Genomic DNA, 24,776 nt, shown 5'->3' with positions numbered 1-24,776 from the left:
CCCATCGGGCCCTCCCGAGTCCCCTCGGCGGATACCTCTCCCGTCCCAGAGTCCCACCTCCGAAGCGCCCCGGACAGTCGGCGCACAGCCCCGGGTCGGCGTGCGACGCCCCGCTCACAGAACGTGCGCCCCGCCACCCTGCCGCCGCAACGCCGTTATCAGTTTGTCGAACTGACGTGGGCTCAGCCCGGAGAACGGGGCTATCCAGGATGGCTCCGACGCCGTGATCACACCAGCCACGCGGAGATCATCCCAGGACGGTTAGGGTGCGCTTCGCTGAACCAAAGGACTGGAGACGGATGATGGAGCGCGAAGAAGCTCTGCAACTTGCGGTGGCGTTCCTGGCGCGCAGCCAGCGCGATGACGAGCCGCCCCTTGCCATCGACGCGGAGCGGGTCCGCGAGAGCAACGGACTCCTGATCGTGCCCTACAACTCCGTGCAGTACTTCGCCTCGCGTGACCCGAGACAACAGCTGCTGGACTGCTGGCCCATCCTCGTCGACCTTGATCGCGGAGACATACGCTTCGGGACCCTCGACGAGCGGCACCTATGGAAGAACCCAACCACCTGACACGGCTGTGGCCGTCCACGACCGCACTTACGGGACATCGCTTAGATGAGCTCGCCCGACTATGACTTCAAAGAGCTATCACCCTATGGCTTTGAAGTGTTGACGCGTGACCTTTTATCCAGAAATGAAGATATTTCATATTCCACCTACGCCATTGGTCGCGATGGCGGAATCGACCTGCGGGCCCGCACGAGAAGTGGGGTACGAATCGCACAGTGCAAACATACTCCAGACGCCAAGATTGGGCGCCTTATAGCTTACGCAAAAAAGGAGAAGGAAAAGCTTCTCTCCTTGGGGTCGCCTATACGACACTATTCTTTCATCACTACCGCTGAGCTCTCGCCTTTACTTGAAGATAGATTGCTAACCACGCTTGCCGGGGTCGCGGAAGAGGTTGAGGTTCACGGCCGAGGATGGTTGAACTCGATTCTTTCTCGGCATAGCGATTTGGAACGCCGCCATTTCAAGCTGTGGCTTAGGTCCTCAATGGCGATACATGAGATGTTGCGCGGTGGCGTCTTCCTGCGAGGAGAATCCCGGGTACGCAGGATTCAGCGCAACTATCTTAGGTTTGTTCACCATGACGCCTGTGATAGGGCCGAGGAAGCACTGGAATCCACCGGGATAGCAGTGATCAGCGGATCCCCAGGGGCAGGGAAAACGGCGACAGCAGAGTACCTACTCCTTCAATGGTGGCATCGCGGCTACCGCGTAATCGTCGACCCACGCACCGTCGATAGCTGGTGGGAGTGGCTTGAGGACGACGTACCCACAATCTTCTTTTTCGACGACGCTTGGGGTCAGACACAGCTCCATGACCATAGGGCAAGCCACTACGATAGAGACTTCGCCGAATTTCTGGCGTCTATCGTTGAGAAGTGCACAGATTCTCGTTCGGAGAAGTCTCGTGAAAAGGTCGCCGTCATCACGACCAGGTCGCTCGTTTTGCACGACTTGTTGCGCACCAGCGACTCCGCGAATCTTATTTTTGAAAATATCTCCGAATCGGTTGTACGGGTTGAGCGTCTTCCCTCTGAAGTAAGAGCTCGAATTCTCTTCAACCACATAAATGCTGCGATCGATGACCAGAAGATCAGGGCGGAGTTGGCCGCAGGAAACTGGTGGGACAGCGTATCTCTTCATGCCAACTACTCACCCCGGATCGTTGAACTCGTCACCGCGAGGCGCGGGTTCACTTCAGGGCGGCAAGTTGTTGATGCGCTCAAGGAAGCCTTGAATGATCCTCACCAGATCTGGCAGCGGTCTTTCATTGCCTTGTCCACCTTCGAACAGTTCCTACTATCCGTCCTGGCAGTATCTGATTCTCGGGGCGTCGATCGCGATCAGATCGTCAGGCGTCTAAAGACCCACCCAGTTACCGAACTAAAAAATGCGATCGGCCGCTTGGTAGGCTCATGGATAGACCGCTCATTCGTGGCGAAGGTTGAACTGCTAAACGTTACCGACCCTAGCCAGCGAGACTTTCTAGTCAACCACTTGTCTCGTGAGCCCCTAGCGTGCCTGGATGTGATTAGGAATTCTGCAACTATCGAAGATCTATCAATTATGTGTGAGCGTGGCAGGCCTCCAGAGGTTGTAGAGCAGCCAACGCTCTTCACTCTCGATGAGGTTTCCCTTCGGGAATCGCTCGATGGGTGCGCGGTATCGCTAGTGAAGGCGCTTCGGCAACTGTGGACACATAAGCTCGATGAAGTGCGTGGCGACTTCCGTGACCCTCTTCCTGAGAATCTCTTCGTGGAAGCATTTGAGACGCTCGCGCGAGTTCTTATCTATCAAATCGATAGGTACGCGGCTCCCGATATGGACGCGCATGAACTTGAATTCTGGTTTGAAGCTAGCATGCCCAATCTATTTTCGCTGCTTGATAGAGTCGAGGTCGAATCCTACGCTGACATTTTGGATGCCCTTTCTCGGATGTTGCGTGTCATTGTTGATCTAACAAGGCACAGGGTCTTCCCTCGTCCATATGGCGACATTGTTCATGGCCTTCGGCTTGCCATGGTGCAAGTATGGGGTGAGTGGGAGGGGCAAGTTGCTAGCAGGGTGACCGAAGTCCAGCTCGTTGATGACATCTATGATGCGGTGATTAGCCACCCTGAGATTTTTTCAGAACTAGGGTTCACAGAGTACGCCGAGTCCTGCTTGGATATCGAGTCTCTTGATGTTGAGCTCACTGCTCGCATCGAAGATATTCCTTTCGAGTTTGACGTCACCGTAGGAGTGCTCGAAGATCTATTTGGTTGCACATTCCCGGAAGCGAGAAAGGCTCTTAAGTCATGGGAGGATACGGAAGAACCGTATGTCCCTGACGAGCCCTTGTTTCCTATCGTGGATGCATCGGACAATGTACGCCGCGAAGTAGTAATTCAGCGTTCTAGCATGGATGTGCTCTTTAACTCTCTGGCTGACCCTATCGATGTCGAGGGTGTTTCGGATGAACCTTCTCGGTGAAATCACGTCGCCGCATTTCACCCGAAAGGACAGCGACTGGAACCTGACCTGCGCCGGTTGCGTCGCCGCCCTGGGCTAATCGAGGGCTCAGAGAGGGGGTGGGGGCGCACATGAGTACCGATGTTCGCGCGGCCGTCGTCGGCGATGTGCCGGCCGTGAAGGCCGTGACCGACATGGCGTACCACCACTACATCGCGCGCATCGGTGTGGTGCCGCAGCCCATGGAGGCAGACCATATGGCGAATGTCGTCGCCGGGCGGGTGTTCGTCACGGGTGACCCCGTGGTCGGGCTGGTGGTGGTCGAGGAGCGCGCGGACCATCTCTTCCTCGACAGCATCGCCGTCCGCCCCGACGCGCACGGCACGGGGGTGGGACGGCGGCTGCTGGAGTTCGTGGACGCACGCGCGCGTGCGCTGGGGCTGGCCGAGGTCAGGCTCTACACGAACGCGTTGATGTGGGAGAACCAGGAGATCTATCCGAGGTTCGGCTACGAGGTCGTCGAGCGGCGCACGGACGGGCCCTACGACCGCGTCCATTACCGGAAGCGGCTGGGCTGAAGCGGCTGACGCGGCTGGTCGGGCCAGGTCGGGCTCAGCCGTCCGGCCACCAGGTGCGGGCGATGTCCTTACGGACCTCGGGGCGCTCGGTGGGGCGCTCGTCGGACTCCTCGCGCACACGGCGGGCGTCCGACTTCTTCAGGGGCTTCTGCACGGTTACGCGGCGCATGGCTGCCTCCTTGTGTCCACCCGGGTTCGTGTTCTCACGAGGTAGACCGTTCCGGGGAGGGTGACTCATCGACGCTGGTCTGTCTGTGGCGGCTGTCACGATGGGACTGTCAGTGGCGGGTGTCACGCTGGGCGGATGAGTGAATCCGAAGCGAACGTGGACTGGGACGCGGAGGCCGCCGCCTTCGACGAAGAGCCTGATCACGGCCTGCGTGACCCGGAGATCCGCCGGGCCTGGGCAGACCGGCTGCGCGGCTGGCTGCCCGCCGGTGCGGCCGATGTCCTCGACCTCGGCTGCGGCACCGGCAGCCTGTCGCTCCTCGCGGCCGAGCAGGGACACCATGTCACCGGCGTCGATCTCTCCCCGGCGATGGTGCACCTCGCCCGCGCGAAGCTGGCCGGCCGTGACGCGGCGTTCCTCGTCGGTGACGCGGCGGCACCTCCGGTGGGGGAGCAGCGCTACGACGTCGTCCTCGTCCGCCATGTGCTGTGGACCCTGCCCGACCCCGCCCGCGTCCTGCGCCACTGGCGCGGGCTGCTGCGCCCCGGCGGCCGGCTCGTGCTGATCGAAGGCCGCTGGGGGGAGGTCAGCCCGGTCGGCATACCCGCCGACCGCCTCGCCGAACTCCTGACACCCCTCGCCGGCCACGTGCGAGTGGAGCGGCTCTCGGACGACCCACTGTTGTGGGGCAAGCCCGTGACCGACGAGCGGTACGCGGTGGTGGCGGTGCCGTAGACCGCGCCCGCGAAGTCCCGCCTGCCTCGCGACGCCCGGCACGCTTCCCGCTGCCTCAACGCCGAGAGCGCGCACCGACCGCGGCAGCAGCCGCTTCCGGGGCGGACGCGAGGCCCGCCCCCTGCGGGCGAACGACGGCACTTCGCGGACACGACCCCGGGCCGCTCCGCCCGCCCTCACGCCAGCAGCTCCTCGAACCCGCCCTCACGCGCCAGCCCCTCCAACTCGTCGAGTGCCGCCACGGCGGCAGCCGCGGCCGCTGGGTCCGACGTCGGCAGGCCGCTCTCCTCGAACTCGTCCTCGTCCAGGCGGCGTACGTCCAGGCCGTCCGCCGAGCGCCACAGGTCCAGGTCGAGGTCCTCGACGACGAGTTCGGTGCCGGAGAGGGTGGCGGGGCGGGTGATGTCGCAGTACCAGCCCTTCAACTCGCCTGTACCGGAACGGACTTCCTTCACCGAGTACCAGCGGTCCCGCCAGTAGTACTCGGTGAACACGTCGCCGCGCTCGAAGCGTACGAAGCCGAAGTCGCGGACGCCCTCACCGGCCCACGGGGCGCGGACGGCGAGGCGGGTGCCGTCGTCGGAGAGCAAATCCGCCGTGTAACGGATCTTCGTCCGGCCCGCCTTGACGAGGACGACGTCCAACTGGCGTGCGGGATCAGATGAGTTCACGGACATATCGAACCTCCGTAGCGCAGGTCTCGTAACCGAACCACTTGTTGATCGCGAGCATCGGACCGTTGCCGGTGTCGTTGCCCGTGAAGGCCTCCGTGTATCCGGCGGCGCGGGCGCGGTGCAGGGAGTCGTTCTTGGCGAGCTTGGCCAGGCCCCGGCCCCGGTGGGCGCGGGCGGTGCCGGTCATCACCGTGCCGTAGCGGGTGCCGTCGTCCGTGCGGGCCGCGCTGAAGGCCGCCGGGCGTCCGTCCACGACGGCGACGGACGTCAACTCGGGGCTGAAGAGAGGGTTTCGCCAGGTCTCGTCCAGCCAGGCCTCGTAGTCGGTGAACTCGGTGTCGATGTCGCTGGGTTCGTCCAGCGTCGCCTCCGCGTCCAGCTCGAAGAGGGGGCGCGGGTCGGAGGCGAAGTCCGAGCCCGGGCGGATCTCGACGCCCGGTGGCGGGTCCTGGAGCGGGGGCAGCGTGCCGTGCGCCAGGTCCAGCCGGAGGAAGTGCGCGGAGCGGCTTGCCGTATAGCCGAACCCTTCGGCGAAGGCACGGTTGCCCGGCTCGTCCAGGACCCAGGCGTAGAACTTGGTCGCGCCCCGGGCGGCCAGGTGCTCCTCGGCGGTGCGGACCAGGAGCGAGCCCGCGCCCCGGTGCGTCCGCTCCGGGTGCACGTACACGTTGACGAAGCCCTGGCCGGGCTCCGGGCTCTCGTAGGCGATGCCCACCTGGGCGGTGCCGATGATCTCGCCGTCCTCCTCCGCGACCAGTCGCCGCAGCTCGGCCTCCGGATGTGCGTGGGCGATGTCGAAGGCGACGGACTCCGGTGTGAACAGCATGTAGGGGAGGGCCAGTCGGCGGACCCGGACGAAGCCCTCCAGGTCGGCCCGGACATCGGGGCGCAGGTCGCGCGCGATCACGGTCATGGAGTCGCACGCTACGGCGGGGCCGCGCCGGAGTGCCTCTCATTTTCCGGCGGGTGCGGGACAATCGGGCCGTGACCCTGAAGATCCACATCGATGACAGTGCCGCGCCCTACGAGCAGATCCGCGCCCAGATCTCGGCGCAGGCCCGGTCCGGTGCGCTGCCGGTCGGCTACCGGCTGCCCACGGTGCGCGGGCTCGCCGAGTCGCTCGGCCTCGCCGCCAACACCGTCGCCAAGGCGTACCGGGCCCTGGAGACGGACGGGGTGATCGAGACGCGGGGCCGCAACGGCACGCTCGTCGCGGCGGCCGGTTCGGCGGCCGAGCGGGAGGCGGCGGCCGCCGCGCAGGCGTATGCGGAGCGGGTGCGGCGGCTGGGGCTGTCGGAGTCCGACGCGCTGGCCGCCGCCCGGGACGCGTTGCGGGCGGTCTACGAGACCCCCTAGAGCAGCGGGAGTCGTTACAGGTACGACCCCGCGTTCGCCCCTTCCCGCTGGTCCGGCGCCGCGGGAGGCGGCGGCCGCCGCGCAGGCGTACGCGGAGCGGGTGCGGCGGCTGGGGCTGTCGGAGTCCGACGCGCTGGCCGCCGCACGGGACGCGCTGCGGGCGGTCTACGACAGCCCCTAGAGCAAGGGGAGTTGCTACAGATACAACCCCGCGTCCGCCCCTTCCCGCTGGTCCGGCACCGACGTCGGCTGAGTGCCCCGGCGCAGCGCGTACAGCTCCGCCAGGGTCGCGCCCTCGCGGCCGACGCCCTCGTCCGTGCCGAGCCAGTTCACCGCCTCCTTGCGGGTGAGCGCGCCGACCTCGATGCGGGCCAGGCAGCGGCCGGGGCGGACCACGGCGGGGTGGAGGCGCTCCAGGTCCTCGTTGGTGGTGACGCCGACCAGGACGTTGCGGCCCTGGCCGAGCAGGCCGTCCGTGAGGTTCAGCAGCCGGGACAGGGCCTGGCCGGCCGTGTGCTTGGCCTCGCCGCGGATCAGTTCGTCGCAGTCCTCGAGGAGGAGCAGCCGCCAACGGCCCTTGCCCGTCGAGTCGTCCTCGCCGATCGCGATGTCCATCAGATAGCCGACATCGCTGAACAGCCGCTCCGGGTCCAGCACACAGTCCACCTGGCACCAGTCCCGCCAGGAACGGGCCAGCGTGCGCAGCGCCGAGGTCTTGCCGGTGCCCGGCGGGCCGTGCAGCAACAGCAACCGGCCCGCGATGTCCTCCGGCGTCGTCTTCATCAGGCGGTCCATCGCATCGGCCACCGGACGCGTGTAGTTGGGACGCACCTCGTCCCACGTGCCCGCCGAGATCTGCCGGGTCGTCCGGTGCGGCCCGCGCCTGGGGGAGACGTACCAGAACCCCATCGTCACGTTCTCCGGCTGGGGTTCGGGCTCGTCCGCCGCGCCGTCCGTGGCCTGGTCGAGGACCTTCTCGGCGAGTTCCTCGGTGGTCGCGGTGACCGTGACGTCGGCGCCGCGGTTCCAGCGGGAGATCAGCAGAGTCCAGCCGTCGCCCTCGGCGAGGGTCGCGCTGCGGTCGTCGTCGCGGGCGGCGCGCAGCACGCGGGCGCCCGGCGGGAGCAGGGTCGCCCCGGCCCGTACGCGGTCGATGTTCGCCGCGTGCGAGTACGGCTGCTCGCCCGTCGCGAAGCGGCCGAGGAACAGCGCGTCGACGACGTCGGACGGGGAGTCGGAGTCGTCGACGTTGAGCCGGATCGGCAGTGCGTCGTGTGGGTTAGCGGACATGGGGCCATGATCCGGCACGAGGACGCCGTGTGCACCCGCTTTCCGCAGTGCGCCCCCGAGTGTCGGCTCCGCCCGGTCCATCCGATGTGTCCCTTCCGTGTCCGCCGTGTATCCCCTCGGTCCTGTTACAAGCCTGTGCATGTGGAAGCCTGCCCCACCGCCCGGCACCGACGTTACTGTTGCCCTTGATGGGACGTCATGAGTGGAATTCGGGGGCACGACGGTGGCGACTCACCGCGCTGCTCGGCGTGGGTGTGGCCGCACTGGCTCTGATCGTGACCCTGATCAACACGCTTCCCGGCGGCGGAAGCACCGCGGGCACCTCGCGCGACGGCGACAAGGTGCACGGCACACCGGCGACCCCGCCCGACGAGGACCGGCCGGAGGTCGGCTGGGGCTTCACCCACACCCAGTACAGCGCCGACGAGGGCAGCGACACCGCGACCGAGCGAGTCGAGGGGCTCCTCGCGAAGTCCCAACTGCCCCAGGACCAGGCCATCATGGGCTGGGGCGCCGACAACCCCGAGCCGGTGAAGGGGCGTTACGACTTCGGCGCCCTGGACCGCCGTATCGACTTCGTCCGCAAGTCGGGCGGCACCCCGGTCATCACACTGTGCTGCTCCCCGGACTGGATGAAGGGCGGCAAGGCCGGCGTAGACAACACCAATTGGAGCCAGGCGTCGCTGGAGACGGCCCCGAAGCCGGACCACTACGCGGACTTCGCCGCGCTCGCCGCGACCGTCGCCAAGCGGTACCCGGACGTCACCCACTTCATCGTGTGGAACGAGTTCAAGGGCTTCTGGAACAACGCGAAACAACGTTGGGACTACGAGGGTTACACCCAGCTCTACAACCTCGTCTACAAGGCGCTGAAGAAGGTCAACCCGAAGATCATGGTCGGCGGTCCGTATCTGGTGATGGACAGCGTCGACCCGCGCGACGCGAACGCCTCCAGCACCCTCAAGGGCAGTTGGGGCGCGATGGACCAGAGGATCGTCGACGCCTTCGACTACTGGAACCAGCACAAGGTCGGCGCCGACTTCGTGGTCGTCGACGGCTCCAGCTACACCAACGACGACGAGTTGCTGCCCGACGAGTTCGGGGCCACCGAGAAGCTCACCGCCGTGAGCGAGTGGGTACGGCAACAGACGCACGATCTGCCGCTGTGGTGGGCCGAGTACTACGTCGAACCCGCCGACGGCAACGACGACCGCAAGGGCTGGTCCGAGACCCATCGCGTCGCCGTCCAGGCGGCCGGCATGATCGCCATGGCCAAGGGGGGCGCCACCTCCGGCTTCTACTGGAACCCGGAGGACGAGAAGGGCACCACCTGCGCGGGCTGCCTGTGGACCCCGACCGACAGCTCCGACGGCGGGAGGCAACTGCCCATGTACGACCTGGTCTCCCGCTTCGACACGGCCTTCGGACCCGGCACCGCGTACGCGACGGTGTCCGTCGCCGCCGACGACGTGCCCAACGTACGCGTCCTCGCCACCGACAAGACGATCCTGGTCGTGAACACCCTGAACCGGCAGATCAGCGCGAAGGTCGACGGCAAGCAGTTCGACATGGCGGCCTACGAGGTCAAGTGGCTGACTCGCCAGGCCACTTGACCCCCGTAGCGCTTATTTCATGGTCAGGAACCGCTGCACCAGCGAGGCCAGCAGCACCGCCAGCAGGGGCAGCGAGAACCAGAAACTGCTCTGCAGCCACCGCAATTGACGCACGCCCGGCCGCACCGCGACCCGGACCACCTCGCGGGCCGTCAGCATCAGGATCAGCGCGACGGCGGCGAGCGCGCCGACCACCGACCACGGCGTCCAGGTGATCTGCGGTCCGATCGGCCCGGGATCGGGCTTCGGGACCGCACCGGCCGGCTGGGTGCGCAGCGCGTACATGGTCACGTCGTCGTTGACGAGGACCTTCCTCAACTCCTGCCGGTTGTCGAGGTTCTGGACGAGCCGCGCCTGCCAGGTCGGTGAGAAGCCCGCGTCCATCTGGAGCGCCACGACCTGGCTCTCGTTGATCATCAGATACGAGTTCGGGCCCGCGTCCTTGAGCGCCTTGACCAGACCGGACACCAGTACCGGGTCCGAAGGGGCCAGCGTGGGAACGTAGTTGACCCGCTCCATGTCCTTCGCGCCCCACGGCATCGCCGGCGTCACGTCGTTGACCGTGTCGTCGGTCAGCCACAGCAGCCGTACGGTCGGCTTGTCGTGGGCGTACACGTAGTTCATGGCCGCGACCTCGCCGGGCCGCACCCGCTCGAAGCCCTCGTTGCCCCAACGGGCCACCAGGAAGCCGCCCATGAGCAGCAGGCCGGCGAGCAGTGCGGCCAGCGGGGCGAGGCTCACCCGATCCTTCTCGCGTTCCTTGGCGGTGACGCCGGTGCGCGGGAAGAGGGCGAGACCCGCGAGCAGGGCCGCGCCCGGCACCGCGAACATGAAGACGCGCAGCGCCATCTCGCCGCCGTAGGACTGCATGCCGAAGCCCAGGAACGGGACGAAGGTGAGGACGAGCAGCGAGCGTTCGCGGTACTTGTGGTCGCGGCGGCGCCACCAGCCCCAGCAGGCGAAGGCCATGATGCCGCCGGCCAGCAGGACGCGGGTGTAGAGGACCAGCTTGTGGGTCGAACTGCCGCCCGCGATACGGCCGGAGACGGACGTCGACACATTGCTGCCGACGCCGCCGACCCCGCCGAAGAGGTCGTTGAAGTGCCCGGACCAGTACGGCTCGGCCATGAAACCGAGCCAGACCGCGACCAGCACCGCGAACAGGATGGGCAGGCCGCGCAGTTCGGAGCGGCCGATCAGGACGAGGACCGCGAGCACGCCCAGCATCACGAACGGGGTGAGCTGGTGGGCCGGGACACTCGCCGCGAACAGACCGATCAACACCAGGAGCAGGACGGCCTGTTGACGCCGGTCGGTCGGCTCCACCTCCGTCTCGCCCGGTCGCGTCCTCGACCACAGGACGCCCGGCGCCCGGAACCAGACCAGCAGGATCGCCACGAAGGCCAGATAGAGCAGGAAGGTGAAGCCCTGCGGGGAGAAGTAGTCCTGGCCGACCCAGCCGCTGAGCACGAAGATCCAGATACCGGTCCACTTCGCCCGCCAGCTCGCCCGCAGCGAGCGCACCAGCAGGAACATCGGCGCCAGATAGGCGAGTTGGATCGCGGTGGGCCACCAGCGGATCACCTCGGTCCAGTCGGTGATCCCGCACGCCTTGCCGATGAACGCCGCCGCCGCGAAGAAGCCCGGCCAGCTCCAACGCGCGTCCAGGTCGGGTACGGCCGACCCGGTGCGGTCGATGTAGTCGATGAACCCGAGGTGCTGCCAGGCCGTCGGGAAGCGTGGTTCGGGCTCGATCACAGCGGGCAGCGCGTGCAGCGAGACCACGGTCGCGAGCAGGGTGATCAGCAGCAGCGCCTTGTGCTCGCGGCCCAGCCACAGCAGCGCGGCGAACACCGTGATCAGCAGCGCGGCGCCGACCAGCGTGGGCAGCGGCAGCACCGAGATCAGGCCGAGCCCGCCCATGTCGTCGAGGTCGGACTCGCCGAGCCGCAGCGCGGGCACCCAGTACAGGAGCAGCGCGGCGACCAGCAGACAGCCCAGCACGACGCCGGGCCGGGTGGGCACGAGGCGCTCACGCAGCGACAACGGGCGGGCGGGCGGCGGCACTTCGGCTTCCCGCGCCTGCTCCGCCGCGTCCTTCCGGGCCTGCTCCCGCACGAGCGACGCCTCCGGTACGACCACCCGGTCGGAGCCCTCGGCGGGCTCGAATGGCGCGTCCACCTCGGGCTCCGCCGACGGGCTGAGCGAGGACTCCGAACCGGGCTCGCGTTCCTCGACCGGCAGCCCGACGATCCCGGACCGCTTGATGCCGAGCGCCCAGGTCGGCCGCTGCTCGCCGGACACGATGGGCGTGCCGGTGGGCGGGGTGCCCGGGCCGGGCCGCACATCGGGACGGCGTTCCAGGTGGTCGAAGTCCACATGGATGCCGAGCGCGAGGGTGTCGGAGTCCAGCGCCCAGGCCGGACCACGACGGCGGGACGCGGCCGGCACCTCGCGCGCCCCCAGGTCGGCGAGGTCGCCGTCCGGCGCCGTGTCCTCGGGTGCTTCCGCGGGCGTCGCGGCCCGGAGCGTCCGGAAGAGCTTGGGCGCGGCGATCGTCACGATCACCGCGAGGCTGGAGATCTCGGCGACGCCCGCGCCGGTCAGGCCCATCCGGGGGAGAAGCAGCAGCGTCAGACCGAGCACCAGGACGCACAACAGGCCCTGCAGCCAGGCGAGTCCACCGGTCCGGCTCTGCGCGCGCAGCACCGCGAAGTAGGTCTCCATGACGACCCGCAGCAGGGCGCCCACCGCGAACCAGCGCAGCAGCGGGGTCGCCGCGTCCGCGTACCCCGCTCCGAACACGCCCAGGATGTACGGGGCGCCGATGAACAGCAGCCCGCAGATCGGCAGCATGATCCGGGCCATCCGCCTGAGCGCGGCCCGGGTGTTGGCGGCGATGCGCGCCGGGTCGTGCGAGCCCTCGACGGTCAGCGAGGCGCCCATGTTGATGGCGAGCAGATTGACCGTGCCGCCGATCGTCGTGGTGATGTAGAAGTACGCGTTGTCCTCGGAGCTGACCTGCGAGGCGATGATCACCGGCACCAGGTAGACCACGGCCAGCGAGAACAGCGAGCCGGTGTAGTCCCCGGCGAGGAACCGCCCGATCTCCCTCAGCGTCGGCGGCCGCGCGTGGTCCTCGGTCGCCTTGATGTGCCGGGGCACCAGCCGCCGGAACACCAGCCAGCCGAGCGGCACCACGGAGAACGCGATCGCGGCGACCCACGACACGAAGACACCGCTGGTGGCGAACACCGCCGCGAGCCCGACGAGCAGTGCCAACTTGACCGCCGAGAACACGGTGTTGCCCACCGGAACCCAGGGCGCGCTGCGCAGCCCGGTCAGCACCCCGTCCTGGAGCGTGAGCAGGTTCCAGGCCACGACCGCGGCGACGAAGCCGAGTGCGTGGACCGGTCCGTGCAGGAAGCGGTACGAGGGTCCCCACGCGTTCAGGGTCAGCAGGAAGATCCCGGCCCCGAGCGCGACGACCAGCGAACTGCCCGCGTACGTACGGAAGATGAGACGGCCGGTGGCGCGTCCCGCGACCGGGATGAAGCGGGCCAGGGCGCCCGTCAGGGTCACCGCGGTCAGTCCGGCCAGGAGCTTCATCGCGGCGATCGCCGCCGAGCCCTGCCCGACGGCGGAGGCCGAGTAGTAGTGGGCCGCGATCAGCCAGTAGCCGAGGCCCAGCACCGCGGAGATCCCGGTGTTCAGCATCAGGGCGTAGGCGTTGCGGAACAGTGGGCTGCCGCCGGGGGACGTGCCCCTCCCCGGCAGGCGCAGGCGGCGCCCCGCCCGCTGGGGCGCCTCGGTCTCGGGCGTTGCGGCCTGGGTGGTGGTGGTCGTGTCAGACACGGGAACGGCTGGCCTTCCGGCGGACCTGTCGGGCTCTGCGGACCATGGCGTACCCCTGGGTGAGGACCCGGTCCCTGGCGAAGTTGCGGGCGATCGCACGGCCCTCGACGAGCCGCTCGAACTCCTCGACGCCCGTGGTGCGGCGCACGGTCACCCGCCGCAGGGCGTACGGCCCCTGCCGGCGGCGGGCGAGGTCGTTGCCGACGGCGAGCGCCTGCGCGAACCCGGTCTCCCGCACCGCGTGGCGCACCCGGCGGCTGGAGTAGCCGTACGGGTAGGCGAACGACACGGGTACGGCGCCGAGTTCGTCGGCGACGATCTCCTTGCAGCGGACCAGCTCCGTGCGCAGGGTGTCGTCGTCGAGCTGGTCGAGCTGCGGGTGGGTGTGGCTGTGGCCGCCGATCTCGACGCCCGCGCCCGCGAGTTCGCGCACCTGGTCCCAGTCGAGCATGGTGTCCAGGCCGCCCCCGGTGTCGTGGGCGCCCCGGATCCAGCCGGTGGACACGAACAGGGTGGACGCGAACCCGTGTTGGGCCAGCGCGGGCAGCGCATGCCGGTGCACCCCCTCGTAGCCGTCGTCGAAGGTGATCAGCACCGGCCGCTCGGGCAGCGGCTTGCCCGAGCGCCAACTCGCCGCCAGATCAGCTGTGTTGACCGGAGTGAAGCCCAGATCACCGAGAAGCGCGAGCTGCTCGGCGAACGCCTCCGGCGCGACGGACAGCTCGCGGGTGGCGTCGTTCGGGGCGGCGGCGATGGAGTGGTACATGAGGATCGGCACGGGTGTGTCACTCATGTGAGTCCCCCCGCTCGATCCCGACCACCTCGAAAGTGGCACCGCCCCGCCGTGCCCTGACGCTCCCGACGACATACCCCCCCGCCGCCGTGAACACCCCCGCGACGATCGCCCCCGCCCGGCCGACTCCTCCCGGTCGGGCGAGTACGGCGTCCCGCAGCCCGCGTGCCACCCCGGCCGGCAGGACTCGGGTCGTGTAGCGGCGTTCCGACTCAAGTCCCTTGTCGGCGCCGACGCTTCGGGCCACCAGGGCCTTGGACAGCCCCTCGGCGTAGGTGCGCGTGCGGAAGTACCCGAAGTGCTCGCGTGCCTCGGGCACCCGGTGGTGGATCACCGCCCGGTCGTCGATCAGCAGCACCGCGTCCGGTCTGGCCCGGGTGAGCCGGATGCACAACTCCGTCTCCTCGCAGCCCAGCGGGCGCTTGTCGCCGTCACGCCCGATGCCGGTGGCGAAACCGCCCGCCGCGTCGAACGCCGTACGGCGGAACGAGGCGTTGCCGCCGAGGACGTTGCGCACCCGGACCCGGCCCGGGGGCAGGCCGCGGTAGGTGCAGCCCACCACCCAGTCGAACTCCTCGGGGAACCAGGCGGGCCGGCGGCCCGACGCCCAGATCGGCATCGTACGGCCGCCGACGGCCATCACCTTCGGATCGGTGTACGCCTCGGCGAAGTGCCGCAGCCATTCCCGCTCGGCCACGGCGTCGTCGTCGAGGAAGGCGACGACCTCGCCGCGCGAGACGGCGATGCCGGTGTTGCGGCCCGCGGAAAGACCGCGCGGGCCCGCGTTCGCCAGCACCCGGACCTCGCCCGTCTCCTCGAAGTCCTTGTACTCCCTGGTGAGTCGGTCCAGGAGAGCCGGGTTGTGGTCGACGACCAGCAACGTCTCCAGAGCGGGCCGCGACTGCGCCCGCACCGAGGAGACCGCCGCGAGGATGTCCTCCCAGCGGTCCTCGGTGTAGACGCAGATCACGACAGAGATGTCGGGACTGCTCAAGACACCTCTCCCCGCACCGAGTCGAGCTTCGTGGAGTGCGAACGACGGCGCAGCGCACGCCGGTTGGAACGCTCCTTGAGGATCACCTTGAGCACTCGCAGACCGTCCCGCACGGCGCGCAGATTGCTCGTGCCGTGGATACGGAGGTACTCGTGACTGGGGATCTCCTGCACCTTCAACCCTGCCTTGACCACCCTGATGTTGATGAGGGTCTCGATCTCGAAACCGGTGCAGTCGAGGTCGATCTTGTCGAGGCAGTGCCGCCAGAACGCGTTGTATCCATAGCAGAGATCGGTGTAGCGCGCGCCGAACTTGCGGTTGACGATCGTGCACAGCGCCCAGTTGCCGAGCTTGCGGATGAACGTCATGTCGTCCGTGCCGCCGCCGTTGGCGAAGCGGGAACCCTTGGCGAAGTCCGCGCCCGAGACGAGGGCGGAGACATAACTGACGATCTCCTGCCCGTCGGCCGAGCCGTCCGCGTCGACCATCACGATGATGTCGCCGCTGCAGGCCTCGAACCCGGTGATCAGGGCGTCCCCCTTGCCCTTGCCCTGCTGTTCGACGACCTTGACCCCGGGCCACAGCTCACGGGCCACCGCGACGGTGTCGTCGCTGGAATTGCCGTCCACAAGAACCACTTCGTGAATCCACGCCGGAAGGGTCTTGAAGACGTAGGGAAGATTCTCCGCCTCATTCATGGCGGGAATCACGATGCTCACCGGCGGTGTAATGGCCAGGTGAGAGGAGATCGGCCGGTATTTGGCCGACATTAACGGATCTTGGCCCGATGTCGCTGGGCGCAGAACAGAACTCACGAGTCTGGTCCCTCTCGTCCGGCGGACCGCCCGCCCCTGGGCGGCCCGGCTCTTAGCTCCGGTTCGAAAGGGGGGTTCTCACAGGCGACACGGAGAAATGGATCTCCGTGCACGCGTGGTGAGCTGGCAAAGCTGGTCGACCCCCGGAAAGCGTGAAAGCCGGCCGCGCGGCACGACTCGGTCACCAGTGCGGTCACCGAGCACGGCACCCCCCTACCGCGCCCCGCGCCGGGCCATCGCGGTCCTTGAGCCCTCCCCTAGAGCCGCTCGATGATGGACCAGTGCGGGTGAGATGTACGACGGTATTGACGATTGAACCTGTATGGCAAGGCCTGGAACGAGGCCTCACGTTTTTGTTGGTTTGACCGTTACACTCCTTTGTCCGTCGTGGTACGGCCGCGCATATGCCGCACGGATACCGGTATCGGAATCAGACAACTGATCGCCGCCACCACGATGATTCCGCCGTCGACCGACCAGCGGTGCACGCCCAGCATTCCCTGGGCCACCAGCATGTCGACGACCACCGCGCCCGCCACCGAGGTGAGGACCCGGGCGAAGAGATCAAGTCCGCGCAATACCGCGGCGATCGCCGCGGCCGGCGCGGCGAGGAGAAAGAACAGCGCGAACGGACCGCGCAACGGCGAGCCGGAGTCGGCGAGCGCGAGCACCGCGCCGACCGCTCCCACGGCCACGGCCGCACCGGCGAGCAACGCCGACAGGTCCCTCCCTGGTCCTGACCGCGCCCGCCCGGAGTCGGCGGTGGATGTTCTCTTGATGCCTAAGGTCTGCATTGGCGACTTTGCCCCCCGACGCGCCGGATGCCGGACTTCAATGTGACGCAGCCCCGCGCGGCACGTCAAGACGCCCACGCGGACGCTCCGATACTCCCTTGGCATGAACACTTCCCGTCAATGCGCGTAGTTGGTACGACGGTTGTGGCAGAGATCCTGCTAAGGGAGGTTCCATGAGACGTTCCCGATTTACGGCATACGTGACCTCGCTCCTCCTCGCCGCCGGCCTCGCCCTTACCGGGGCGACGGCGGCGCAGGCGTCCCAACTCGCCGCCACCGGCGGCTATGTGGCCCTCGGCGACTCCTACTCCTCCGGAGTCGGCTCGGGCAGTTACATCAGCTCCAGCGGGTCCTGCGACCGCAGCACCAAGGCCTACCCCTACCTCTGGGCAGCCGCCCACTCACCCTCGACGTTCGACTTCAAGGCCTGCTCGGGCGCTCGTACGGGTGATGTTCTCGCCAACCAGCTCGGCACCCTCAGCGCCTCGACCGCCCTCGTCTCGATCAGCATCGGCGGCAACGACGCCGGCTTCACCGACGTCATGACGACCTGCGTCCTGCAGTCCGACAGCGCGTGCCTCTCCCGGATCGCCACCGCGAAGGCGTACGTCGACTCGACGCTCCCCGGCCTCCTCGACAACGTCTACTCGACGATCAGCGCCAAGGCCCCCGCCGCGCACGTGGTCGTGCTCGGCTACCCGCGCTTCTACCGACTCGGCACCACCTGCCTCGGCCTCTCCGCGACCAAGCGCACCGCCATCAACGGAGCGGCCGACTACCTCGACACCGCCATCGCCAAGCGCGCCGCCGACCACGGCTTCACCTTCGGCGACGTACGCACCCCGTTCACCGGCCACGAGATCTGCTCCGGCAGCTCCTGGCTGCACAGCCTCAACCTGCTCAGCATCGGCGAGTCGTACCACCCCACCGCATCCGGCCAGTCCGGCGGCTATCTGCCGGTGCTGACCGGCGCGGTCTGAGGTCTCACTGACCGGAAGGTGATGCCGAGTCCGAGGCGGAGGCCCCGTCCGACGGGGTCTCCGCCAGGCAGGTCACCGAGAACGGCACCGAGTTGGACGTCGTCTCCACCGGGCTGCGGACCTCGACACTGATCTCGTTCTTGAACGTCCCGCTGTCCGTGTACGTCGTCAGGAACACCCGGTCCTGCTTGGTCTTCCCGCCGCCCGCCGGGAACGACAGCGTCTTCCAGCCGGGGTTGGCGACCGAGCCGGTCTTCGTCACCCACCGGTAGGACACCTCCGCGGGCAGCTTCCCCACCGTGATGCTCGCCGTGAAGGTCGGCGCCTTCGCGTTCGGCGGGGGACAGGTGCCGGAGTAGTCGGTGTTGGCACCCGCCACCGTCGCCCGCACCGACTGGGGCGCCGAGGACGACTTGCTGCTGCTCGGGCTCGGCGTATGGCTGGGTGTCGCACTCGCACTGGGCGAACTCCCGCCCGAGGTCTGGCTCTTGGGGCTGCCGGTCGTCCCGCTCGCGTCCGCGTTCCCGTTGTCCCGGTTCAGCAGTGCGTACGTCAGCCCGCCGATCGCCAGGGCCAGCGCGACCAGGCCCGCGATCAGCACGACGGCCGCGCGCCGGTTGCGGTGCGGCTCGTCCGCGGCCGACGTGGTCGTCGAGTAGGGGCCTTGTGGCGGCCCGAAGCCCTGCACCGGCGTCCGCGACTCCGCCTGGGAGTACGGGTCCTGCGGGGACCCCGCCATCGTCGGTGCGTACGGCGTCGTGGGCGCGGTGGCCGCGTACGGAGTGCCGCCCGCCGCGACGAGCCGTAGATCCTGCTCCGCCTGCTCGGCAGACATCCGTTCGGCCGGATCCTTGCGCAGCAGCCCCTCGATGACCGGGGTCAACGGCCCCGCCCGGTGCGGCGTCGGCAGCTCCTCGTCGACGATCGCGCGCAAGGTGCTCAGCGGGGTGTTCTGCCGGAACGGCGAACTGCCCTCGACCGCCGCGTACAACAGCACGCCCAGCGCCCACAGATCGGACTCGGGCCCGGGCGTACGGCCCAACGCCCGCTCCGGGGCGAGGAATTCGGGCGAACCGATGACCTCGCCGGTCATGGTGAGCGCCGAACTGCCCTCCACCATCGCGATACCGAAGTCGGTCAGCACGACCCGGCCGTCGTTCGACATCAGCACGTTGGCCGGTTTCACATCCCGGTGCAGCACCCCCGCGTCGTGCGCGGCCCGCAGCGCGGCGAGTACCTCGGCACCGATGTGCGCGGTCCGCTGCGGGGTCAACGGGCCCTCGGCGTCCAGGAGATCGGCCAGGGACACACCCCGCACCAGCTCCATGACGATCCAGGGGCGGCCGTCCTCCGTCGCCACGTCGTACACCGTCACCACATTGCGGTTGGCGACCCGCGCCGCCGCCCACGCCTCGCGCTCCAGCCGGGCGTACATCCGCTCCACGTCACCGGAGTCCAGCCCGGCCGGCGCGCGCACCTCCTTGACGGCGACCTCGCGTTGCAGCACTTCGTCGCGGGCCCGCCACACCGTGCCCATCCCGCCCTCCCCGAGCGGGGACAGGAGCCGGTAGCGGCCCGCGATCACACGTTCAGCGCCCGGTTCTTCGGGCATGGGTGCCCCCCATTCGCATCCGGGCCAATTCTCCACAAACGTAACTCAGCCGAGTGCGGATGCCGCCCCCTTGAGCACCAATGCGACCCCGAGGGCCACGACGACGAGCGCCGATGCCAGCGGCGCGGTCCGGCGGACCAGGACAGTCATGGGGCTGGTGGTCCAGCGGGGACGCCGGTCCAGCACACGGTTCATTCCTGTACCCAGCTTGACGACGGCGAATCCGGCGGCGGTGAGGGTGAGCGCGAGCCCGACGCCGTACGCGACGACGAGCAGCAGCCCGAACCAGGCCTGGCCCAGCGCTGCGGCCCCCACGAGGACGACCACGGCGGACGGGCTCGGTACGAGCCCACCGGCGAAGCCGAGCAGGATCGTGCCGCGCAGGGTGGGGGCGGTGGAGTGGGTGTGGGTGAAGCCGCCGTGGGTGTGTTCCACGGTGTCGTCGTGAGCGTGGCTGTGGCTGTGGTCGTGGTCATGAGGGTGGGGGTGGTCATGACCGTGATCGTGACTGTGCGGGTGGGGGTGCGGGTGCGGGTGCGGGTGCGCATGGGGCTCGGCGTGTGCGGAAGCCAGGACCAGCGCGCGCTCGGGGGACTTCACGGGCTCGTGCACATACCCGTGTGAAGTGGCCGGTTTCCGTGGGCGGTTGCTCCAGGCCCTGCGGACGAGGTTGCCGCCGGCGAAGAGGACCAGGACACCGCTCGCGATGCCCAGCCAAGCGATCACCGAGGGGGTCGCGGCGGAGCCGGCCGTGACCAGGAGGCCCAGGGCGATCACGCCGAGGGTGTGGGTGACGGTGACCGACGCGGCGAGCGGGAGGACGTCCTTGAGGCGGGCGCGACCGCCCCGCGCGGCTGCTGTGGCCGCCATCAGGGTCTTGCCGTGGCCGGGTGCGAGCGCGTGCATCGCGCCCAGGGCGATGGCGATGAGCAGGGAGAGGGCCGCGAAGCCGACGCTGAGGTCGTGCCGGGCGACCAGGTTGTTCAGGGCCTCCGTCCAGCGGTCGGCGCCCCGCGGGAGGATGGACGCGGCCGGGGAGTCCGACCGCGCCTGATCGTCGTCGGTCAGGGCCGGGCCGCCGGGGCGGGCCTTCAGGGACGCGGTCGTGGTGTCGGCGGGAGAGGAGAGCAAGTCCTTGGGATAGCTGGTGAGTTCGTGCGACACCGACTTCTTCGCCACGTCCGAGGTGGTGAGCGTCATCCGGTCGGCGCGCGCGGTGATCTCCCGCCAGCCCGGGCCGGTGGTCAGGCCCGCGCTGTGGAATCCGACGGTGACCGTGCCGCCCTTGGGCAGCGGTGCGGTCGAACCGCACTCCACCCGCAGGGTGTTGAGCCCCGCCTGCCCGGGCCGCAGCCGTGCGGTGCTGCTGCCGGGCATGAGGGCGACCGTACGGCCGTCGACGGTTACCTTGCTGCCCTCGGCGGCCTTGTCGCACCGCTGCCGGGCCCACTCCGTCATGCCCAACCGCTTGATGTCCGGCTTGGCTTGGGTCGCCGGGATCTCGGCGAGGTCCTCGATGTGGGTCACGCGCAGCGCGCCGGGGGCGACGACGAGACCGTCGTAGCGGTTGACGGTGAAGTTGCCGAGGGGGTGCGCGCTCGCGGTGGCCGTGGGGACCAGGAGGAGCGTGCCGGCGGCCGTGAGGACCGTCGCGGCGGCGGCGAACAGGCGGCGGGCGGGCCTCACTTGGTCGCCTCCAGCGCCTTACGGGCCTTGCTCGCGCCCAGCGGCGAGAAGCCCGGGTTCAGCTTCAGGGCCTTGGTGAGGTGGGCGCGGCCGTCCGCCTTGTGGCCCGTGGCGAGTTCGATCACGCCGAGGTGGTAGATGAACGAGGCGTTGTGGTAGCCGGTGGCCGTGGCGAAGCGGGCGTAGGCGAGGGCCTCCTTGTCGAGGCCGTTGACGTGCAGGGCCCAGGCGAGGGCGTCCGCCGTGTGCACGGTGTGGCGGCGGGCCCACTCGGCGCGGGCGGCGCGCAGGGCGGACTTGATGTCTCCGTGGTCGGCGGCGGCGAGCGCGGTGTCGAGGTCGGCGTTGACGCCGTTGGCCCGGGCGAGGGCGATCCACGCGTCGACGAGGGCGTACTGGTCGTCGGCCTTCGCCTTGTCGCCCTCGGCGCCCCGGCTCTCGTACAACTCACCGAGTTCCACGAGGGGTTGGGGCAGCGGATAGCGGGAGACCACCAGCTCCATGCCCTTGATGGCGTCGGCGCGGTCGCCCAGGGCGGCCTGGGCGCGGGCGCGGCCCTCCAGGGCGGGGAGGTAGTTCTCGTCGGCGGCGAGGGCGCGGCCGTAGTCGTTCAGGGCGGTCTTGTAGTCACCCTGGTTCCAGGCGAGTTGGCCGAGCGTGGCGGCCACGTAGGAGATGTCGCCCGGGGAGGTGGCGGCGGCGAGCGCGCGCTCCAGGACGCTGCGGGCCGTGGTCACGTCGCCGCGCAGTTCGTGGACGTACGCGTACCGGGTGAAGACCGGGACGCCGGGCTTGCGGGCGTCGGCGAGGTCGGCGGCCTTCGACGCCTCGTCGTAGCGGCCGAGTTCGACCAGCGCGTCGATACGGGAGCACAGGGCGCGCTCGCTGTAGGGGTTCTCCTTGAGGACCTGGTCCGCGTAGGTGAGGGCCTCCTTGAACTCGTGCCGGGCGGCGGCGAGCGCGGCGCGGCCCTCGAGGGCGTTCTCGTTGTCCGGCGAGATCTTCAACGACCGCGCGAAGGCGGCCTGTGCCTGCGGATACCGCGACGGATCACCCTTCGTCCGCGCCTGCTCCACATACGCCAGCCCGAGCGTCGCCCACCCGTCGAAGTCCTTGGGCTGCCCCCGCAGATGAGCCTGCAACGAGGCGATACTCGCGTCCAGACTCCCGCTGGCCAGCAACTCCGGTGATACGGCACTGGAGTTGGTCGCGGTGGTGGCACCGCTGTCCTTCGCGGCGCCGATCGCGATCGCCCCGCCGGTCAACGCCACAGCCAACAGGGCGGCACAGCCCGCGAGTTGTAGCGCCCGCCAGCGACGACCTGCGGCGGCGACCCGGCGTACGGCGGCGACGCGTTCGTCGTTCGGCGCGGGGGCGTCGTTGGGGCTGTCGTGATGGTGGGCGTGGGTCGACCCGTCGTGGTGGTGATGTGTGTGGGCCGGTCCGTCGGCGTTACCGTGGTCGTGGGAGGAGGCCGGTTCATCGGCGTTGTCGTGCGCGGGAGTTGCGGTGGGGGCCACATCGTCGGCGGCGGTGTCGGTCGGCTCGGGGGCCTCGGCGTGGGCTCCGGTCGCGGAGTGCTCGGAGCGCGGGGCCCGCGGCTCCTCGCCGGGAAGCGGGCTGTCGGTCGGCGCGGATTCCGCCTCGGCGACCGGCTCCGGGACGTCCCGGCCGACTGAGCCGGCGGATTCGGTGACGGGGTCCGAACTTGGCGTGTCCATCGGCTCGTTGGCCGTTTCGAGGCCGCGCGCGCTCTGCGTCTCGGCGCCGGCTTCCGCGGCCCGCTCACACCCCGATCCGGCGCCCTCGTCCTCAGCCCTGGCGGTATCCCCGCTCTCCACCCCGACGTCGGCCCTCACGTCGCCCCCACCCGCGTCCTCGTCCTGCTCCCACAACCGCTCCCACTCCCGCTCCGCCGCCGGCGTCTCGCCGGGCCTGTCCTCCGGCGGGTTGTTGTCGTTCTCGCGCGGGGCCATGCCGTTCCTCCATCGCCTGGGTGGATCAGTGGTTCTGTGGGTCTGCGGACCGGTGGATACCTGGGGATACGTGGATCAAGTGCCGTACTGCTCAAAGGGCGTGTAACAAGGGGTGGCGCGGCCCGCACCGTGGGGGAAGGAGCTGTGCGGGCCGCGCCAGTTCGTGGGGGTCAGTACGGGCGGTGGGCCATGCGGCGGCGCCACCACGCGACGCCCGCGCCGATCAGCAGGACGCCGGCCACACCGGAGGCCGCCGACGCGACGATCAGCATCATGTTGTCGGTGCCCGCGGACGAACCGGCCGGCTGGAGCGCGTCGCCGAGCTGGTTCTTGACGTCGGAGCCGCTGGTCGTGCCCTTGGCGAGCGGGCCGCGCGAACCCGAGGTGGGCTCGGCAACGTACGGGAAGTACTTCTCGAAGCCCTTGTCGTTCTTGTCGACCGCGTCGCCCAAGTCATTCTTGGAACCGACGAGTTCACCCTCCATGACCTGGAGCGCCTCGTCGATCACGTCGTCGGTGAGCCGACGCCCGTTCGGGAAGCCCGCGTTGTCGCCGTCCAGGACACCGAGCCGCTTGGGGTGAGCGGTCGGCTTGATCGAGGTGTTGAGGCGCAGCATCTCCGACGGCTTCGCGTACGGCTGCTCGGTGTTGAGGTCCTTGACACCCGTGAGGAACACGCTGACGAGGTCGTTGCGCGGCTCGCTCGGCGCCTTGATCTTGTAGATCGACTCGATCAGCTTCGGCAGTTCCGGCTCGGTCACGTTCTTCAGGAACTGCGCGTCGTCCTTGGGCTGGGACGCGTTGAACTTGTCCTTGTCCTTCTGCGGGTTGACGACCTCGTTGACCAACGGGTTGCCCAGCCGCGAGACCTGCGTGTAGTAGCCCTGCGCGTTCTTGCGCTGGGTCGTCGAGTAGATGCCCACGGTCGGACGCGAAGCCGACTGCCGGATCAGGTCGTTGGGCACCTGGAGGGCGATCGTGTTGACGTTGTAGCCCTTGAGCGTGTCGTTGCCGACCTCGCTGAGGTTGCCGCCGTACAGCAGGTCGAAGACGCGCAGGTCGGCGAAGAACGGGTCGTCGGCCTGGCCGGCGAAGGTCGCGCCGCCGTTCGTCGTCTTGTAGACCGCCTGCGAGCGCAGCTTGGCGTAGTCGGGCATCGACGCCTTGCCGACGTCCGACGGAGCCGCCGGGATGTCGTCGGCGACCTTGGTCTCGGAGACCTGCTTGCCCTTCTTCAGCTTGATCAGCTCGATGTCGTAGGACTGAGTGACGTTGAGGTCGGGGTCGGTGAGGCTGGTGACCGCGCCCGTGTTGTAGAGGAACGTCTTCTTGTTCTTGATCTGGGTGTTGAAGGTGTAGCGGAAGATGAAGTCGTCCAGCGCGTCACCGTTGTTGTCGATGTGCAGGTCGTACTGGGCGTCGTCCGCGAACTGGTAGAAGTTCGGGCCGCCGGCGGGCTCCTCGAACGGGATCCAGTTCGCCACGATCGTCGTGGTGTCCGGCTTGTCCGGGCTGACGAACGCGTACAGGTCCGTGTTGTCGTACTGCGGAGTTCCCGAGATGAGGGGGGCTTCCCGGTGGGAGGAGGCCGCGGCCACTCCCGGTTCCAGCACGGTGACGCCGGCGGCTGCGAGCCCCCCGGCGGTCAGCGCGCCACATATGAGGGCCGCGAGCTTCCTGCGTCCCGCACCGTTCCTGGAGATAGGTGTCATGCCGTCCGTCCTCAGTGCCAACTTGCCTGACGTCCGGGGATTCGGAGCAGGTGCCGGGGCGGATTGGTCGAAGGCGAAAACTTTTTTTGGTGGGCCGCGATCCGTCCCCCGACCCGCGTTT

Annotated in this window: 20 protein-coding genes and 2 pseudogenes; 8 read left to right on the top strand and 14 right to left on the bottom strand. The window is 68.6% G+C overall.

Translation table 11 applies throughout. From position 1 onward, the window contains the following. Nucleotides 1–135: 135 nt before the first annotated feature. Nucleotides 136–240, bottom strand: a pseudogene (locus tag ABZT04_RS39245) (IS5/IS1182 family transposase); the annotation flags it as partial. 59 nt (nt 241–299) lie between these two features. On the opposite strand from ABZT04_RS39245, the gene ABZT04_RS39240 reads away from it, so the two are divergent. From ABZT04_RS39240 to ABZT04_RS39230, 3 genes are all read left to right on the top strand, one after another. After that, nucleotides 300–572, top strand: coding sequence for a YrhB domain-containing protein (locus ABZT04_RS39240; protein WP_356063660.1), 273 nt, complete (start codon nt 300–302; stop codon nt 570–572). A gap of 45 nt (nt 573–617) precedes the next feature. Further along, entirely contained in the window at nt 618–3,044 is a 2,427-nt protein-coding gene (locus ABZT04_RS39235) for a hypothetical protein (protein ID WP_356063658.1), read from the top strand. 110 nt (nt 3,045–3,154) lie between these two features. Further along, entirely contained in the window at nt 3,155–3,601 is a 447-nt protein-coding gene (locus ABZT04_RS39230; protein WP_356063656.1) for a GNAT family N-acetyltransferase, read from the top strand. A 34-nt stretch (nt 3,602–3,635) separates the two neighbouring features. Here the strand turns inward: ABZT04_RS39230 and ABZT04_RS39225 are convergent, their stop codons facing one another. Continuing rightward, nucleotides 3,636–3,770 (bottom strand): hypothetical protein, encoded by a 135-nt coding sequence (locus tag ABZT04_RS39225; RefSeq protein WP_355906190.1) that lies wholly within the window; start codon nt 3,768–3,770, stop codon nt 3,636–3,638. 135 nt (nt 3,771–3,905) lie between these two features. Between ABZT04_RS39225 and ABZT04_RS39220 the strand changes: the two genes are divergently transcribed. Beyond that, nucleotides 3,906–4,505, top strand: a complete 600-nt coding sequence (locus ABZT04_RS39220) for a class I SAM-dependent methyltransferase (protein WP_356063654.1) — start codon at nt 3,906–3,908, stop codon at nt 4,503–4,505. Nucleotides 4,506–4,681: 176 nt separating this feature from the next. Here the strand turns inward: ABZT04_RS39220 and ABZT04_RS39215 are convergent, their stop codons facing one another. Both ABZT04_RS39215 and ABZT04_RS39210 read right to left on the bottom strand, forming a co-directional pair. After that, nucleotides 4,682–5,182, bottom strand: coding sequence for a DUF402 domain-containing protein (locus ABZT04_RS39215; protein ID WP_356063651.1), 501 nt, complete (start codon nt 5,180–5,182; stop codon nt 4,682–4,684). Beyond that, on the bottom strand, nt 5,163–6,092 hold the full coding sequence (locus ABZT04_RS39210) for a GNAT family N-acetyltransferase (protein WP_356063649.1): 930 nt from the start codon (nt 6,090–6,092) through the stop codon (nt 5,163–5,165). The genes ABZT04_RS39215 and ABZT04_RS39210 overlap by 20 nt, the downstream gene beginning before the upstream one ends. Before the next feature lie 71 nt (nt 6,093–6,163). On the opposite strand from ABZT04_RS39210, the gene ABZT04_RS39205 reads away from it, so the two are divergent. Both ABZT04_RS39205 and ABZT04_RS39200 read left to right on the top strand, forming a co-directional pair. Beyond that, the gene (locus ABZT04_RS39205) at nt 6,164–6,535 is read left to right on the top strand and encodes a GntR family transcriptional regulator (RefSeq protein WP_356063647.1); all 372 of its coding nucleotides are present in this window, start codon (nt 6,164–6,166) and stop codon (nt 6,533–6,535) included. 55 nt (nt 6,536–6,590) lie between these two features. Beyond that, nucleotides 6,591–6,716: pseudogene (locus tag ABZT04_RS39200) on the top strand (GntR family transcriptional regulator); the annotation flags it as partial. Between the two features lie 14 nt (nt 6,717–6,730). Here ABZT04_RS39200 and ABZT04_RS39195 read toward each other — a convergent pair. Beyond that, nucleotides 6,731–7,825 carry a DUF5925 domain-containing protein gene (locus ABZT04_RS39195; protein ID WP_356063645.1) on the bottom strand — a complete coding sequence of 365 codons (1,095 nt, stop codon included), beginning with the start codon at nt 7,823–7,825 and terminating at the stop codon, nt 6,731–6,733. A 188-nt stretch (nt 7,826–8,013) separates the two neighbouring features. Here ABZT04_RS39195 and ABZT04_RS39190 point away from each other — a divergent pair, with 188 nt between their 5' ends. After that, nucleotides 8,014–9,438, top strand: coding sequence for a xylan 1,4-beta-xylosidase (locus ABZT04_RS39190; RefSeq protein ID WP_356063642.1), 1,425 nt, complete (start codon nt 8,014–8,016; stop codon nt 9,436–9,438). Between the two features lie 12 nt (nt 9,439–9,450). On the opposite strand, the gene ABZT04_RS39185 is transcribed toward ABZT04_RS39190, so the two are convergent. From ABZT04_RS39185 to ABZT04_RS39165, 5 genes are all read right to left on the bottom strand, one after another. Next, nucleotides 9,451–13,293, bottom strand: coding sequence for a lipopolysaccharide biosynthesis protein (locus ABZT04_RS39185; protein WP_356063640.1), 3,843 nt, complete (start codon nt 13,291–13,293; stop codon nt 9,451–9,453). Next, nucleotides 13,286–14,086: a polysaccharide deacetylase family protein gene (locus ABZT04_RS39180; RefSeq protein WP_356063637.1), complete on the bottom strand. Its 801-nt coding sequence runs from the start codon at nt 14,084–14,086 to the stop codon at nt 13,286–13,288. Before ABZT04_RS39180 ends, ABZT04_RS39185 begins: the two co-directional genes overlap by 8 nt. Further along, complete coding sequence (locus ABZT04_RS39175; protein WP_356063635.1) at nt 14,079–15,080, bottom strand: glycosyltransferase family 2 protein; 1,002 nt, start codon at nt 15,078–15,080, stop codon at nt 14,079–14,081. The genes ABZT04_RS39180 and ABZT04_RS39175 overlap by 8 nt, the downstream gene beginning before the upstream one ends. Further along, nucleotides 15,077–15,895 carry a glycosyltransferase family 2 protein gene (locus ABZT04_RS39170; protein ID WP_356063632.1) on the bottom strand — a complete coding sequence of 273 codons (819 nt, stop codon included), beginning with the start codon at nt 15,893–15,895 and terminating at the stop codon, nt 15,077–15,079. The genes ABZT04_RS39175 and ABZT04_RS39170 overlap by 4 nt, the downstream gene beginning before the upstream one ends. A 368-nt stretch (nt 15,896–16,263) precedes the next feature. Beyond that, nucleotides 16,264–16,590, bottom strand: coding sequence for a hypothetical protein (locus tag ABZT04_RS39165; RefSeq protein WP_356063630.1), 327 nt, complete (start codon nt 16,588–16,590; stop codon nt 16,264–16,266). A gap of 272 nt (nt 16,591–16,862) precedes the next feature. On the opposite strand from ABZT04_RS39165, the gene ABZT04_RS39160 reads away from it, so the two are divergent. Further along, nucleotides 16,863–17,669, top strand: a complete 807-nt coding sequence (locus tag ABZT04_RS39160; RefSeq protein WP_356063628.1) for an SGNH/GDSL hydrolase family protein — start codon at nt 16,863–16,865, stop codon at nt 17,667–17,669. A 4-nt stretch (nt 17,670–17,673) separates the two neighbouring features. Here the strand turns inward: ABZT04_RS39160 and ABZT04_RS39155 are convergent, their stop codons facing one another. The 4 genes from ABZT04_RS39155 to ABZT04_RS39140 form a co-directional block, all read right to left on the bottom strand. Continuing rightward, on the bottom strand, nt 17,674–19,281 hold the full coding sequence (locus tag ABZT04_RS39155; RefSeq protein WP_356063625.1) for a serine/threonine-protein kinase: 1,608 nt from the start codon (nt 19,279–19,281) through the stop codon (nt 17,674–17,676). Nucleotides 19,282–19,326: 45 nt separating this feature from the next. Continuing rightward, on the bottom strand, nt 19,327–20,967 hold the full coding sequence (locus ABZT04_RS39150; protein ID WP_356063623.1) for a sulfite exporter TauE/SafE family protein: 1,641 nt from the start codon (nt 20,965–20,967) through the stop codon (nt 19,327–19,329). Then, on the bottom strand, nt 20,964–22,943 hold the full coding sequence (locus tag ABZT04_RS39145) for a tetratricopeptide repeat protein (RefSeq protein WP_356063621.1): 1,980 nt from the start codon (nt 22,941–22,943) through the stop codon (nt 20,964–20,966). Before ABZT04_RS39145 ends, ABZT04_RS39150 begins: the two co-directional genes overlap by 4 nt. Nucleotides 22,944–23,113: 170 nt before the next feature. After that, on the bottom strand, nt 23,114–24,655 hold the full coding sequence (locus ABZT04_RS39140; protein WP_356063619.1) for a DUF4331 domain-containing protein: 1,542 nt from the start codon (nt 24,653–24,655) through the stop codon (nt 23,114–23,116). Nucleotides 24,656–24,776: the final 121 nt, after the last annotated feature.

Origin of the sequence: Streptomyces sp. NPDC005492 (genome assembly GCF_040605995.1) — a bacterium.
Lineage (GTDB): Bacteria > Actinomycetota > Actinomycetes > Streptomycetales > Streptomycetaceae > Streptomyces.
This window is presented reverse-complemented; position numbering and strand designations above follow the sequence as displayed.

Coding starts and splice junctions, on each gene's coding strand:
- ABZT04_RS39240 (WP_356063660.1), top strand. CDS start 300: ATGATGGAGCGCGAAGAAGCTCTGCAACTTGCGGTGGCGTTCCTGGCG.
- ABZT04_RS39235 (WP_356063658.1), top strand. CDS start 618: ATGAGCTCGCCCGACTATGACTTCAAAGAGCTATCACCCTATGGCTTT.
- ABZT04_RS39230 (WP_356063656.1), top strand. CDS start 3,155: ATGAGTACCGATGTTCGCGCGGCCGTCGTCGGCGATGTGCCGGCCGTG.
- ABZT04_RS39225 (WP_355906190.1), bottom strand. CDS start 3,770: ATGCGCCGCGTAACCGTGCAGAAGCCCCTGAAGAAGTCGGACGCCCGC.
- ABZT04_RS39220 (WP_356063654.1), top strand. CDS start 3,906: ATGAGTGAATCCGAAGCGAACGTGGACTGGGACGCGGAGGCCGCCGCC.
- ABZT04_RS39215 (WP_356063651.1), bottom strand. CDS start 5,182: ATGTCCGTGAACTCATCTGATCCCGCACGCCAGTTGGACGTCGTCCTC.
- ABZT04_RS39210 (WP_356063649.1), bottom strand. CDS start 6,092: ATGACCGTGATCGCGCGCGACCTGCGCCCCGATGTCCGGGCCGACCTG.
- ABZT04_RS39195 (WP_356063645.1), bottom strand. CDS start 7,825: ATGTCCGCTAACCCACACGACGCACTGCCGATCCGGCTCAACGTCGAC.
- ABZT04_RS39190 (WP_356063642.1), top strand. CDS start 8,014: ATGGGACGTCATGAGTGGAATTCGGGGGCACGACGGTGGCGACTCACC.
- ABZT04_RS39180 (WP_356063637.1), bottom strand. CDS start 14,086: ATGAGTGACACACCCGTGCCGATCCTCATGTACCACTCCATCGCCGCC.
- ABZT04_RS39160 (WP_356063628.1), top strand. CDS start 16,863: ATGAGACGTTCCCGATTTACGGCATACGTGACCTCGCTCCTCCTCGCC.
- ABZT04_RS39155 (WP_356063625.1), bottom strand. CDS start 19,281: ATGCCCGAAGAACCGGGCGCTGAACGTGTGATCGCGGGCCGCTACCGG.
- ABZT04_RS39145 (WP_356063621.1), bottom strand. CDS start 22,943: ATGGCCCCGCGCGAGAACGACAACAACCCGCCGGAGGACAGGCCCGGC.
- ABZT04_RS39140 (WP_356063619.1), bottom strand. CDS start 24,655: ATGACACCTATCTCCAGGAACGGTGCGGGACGCAGGAAGCTCGCGGCC.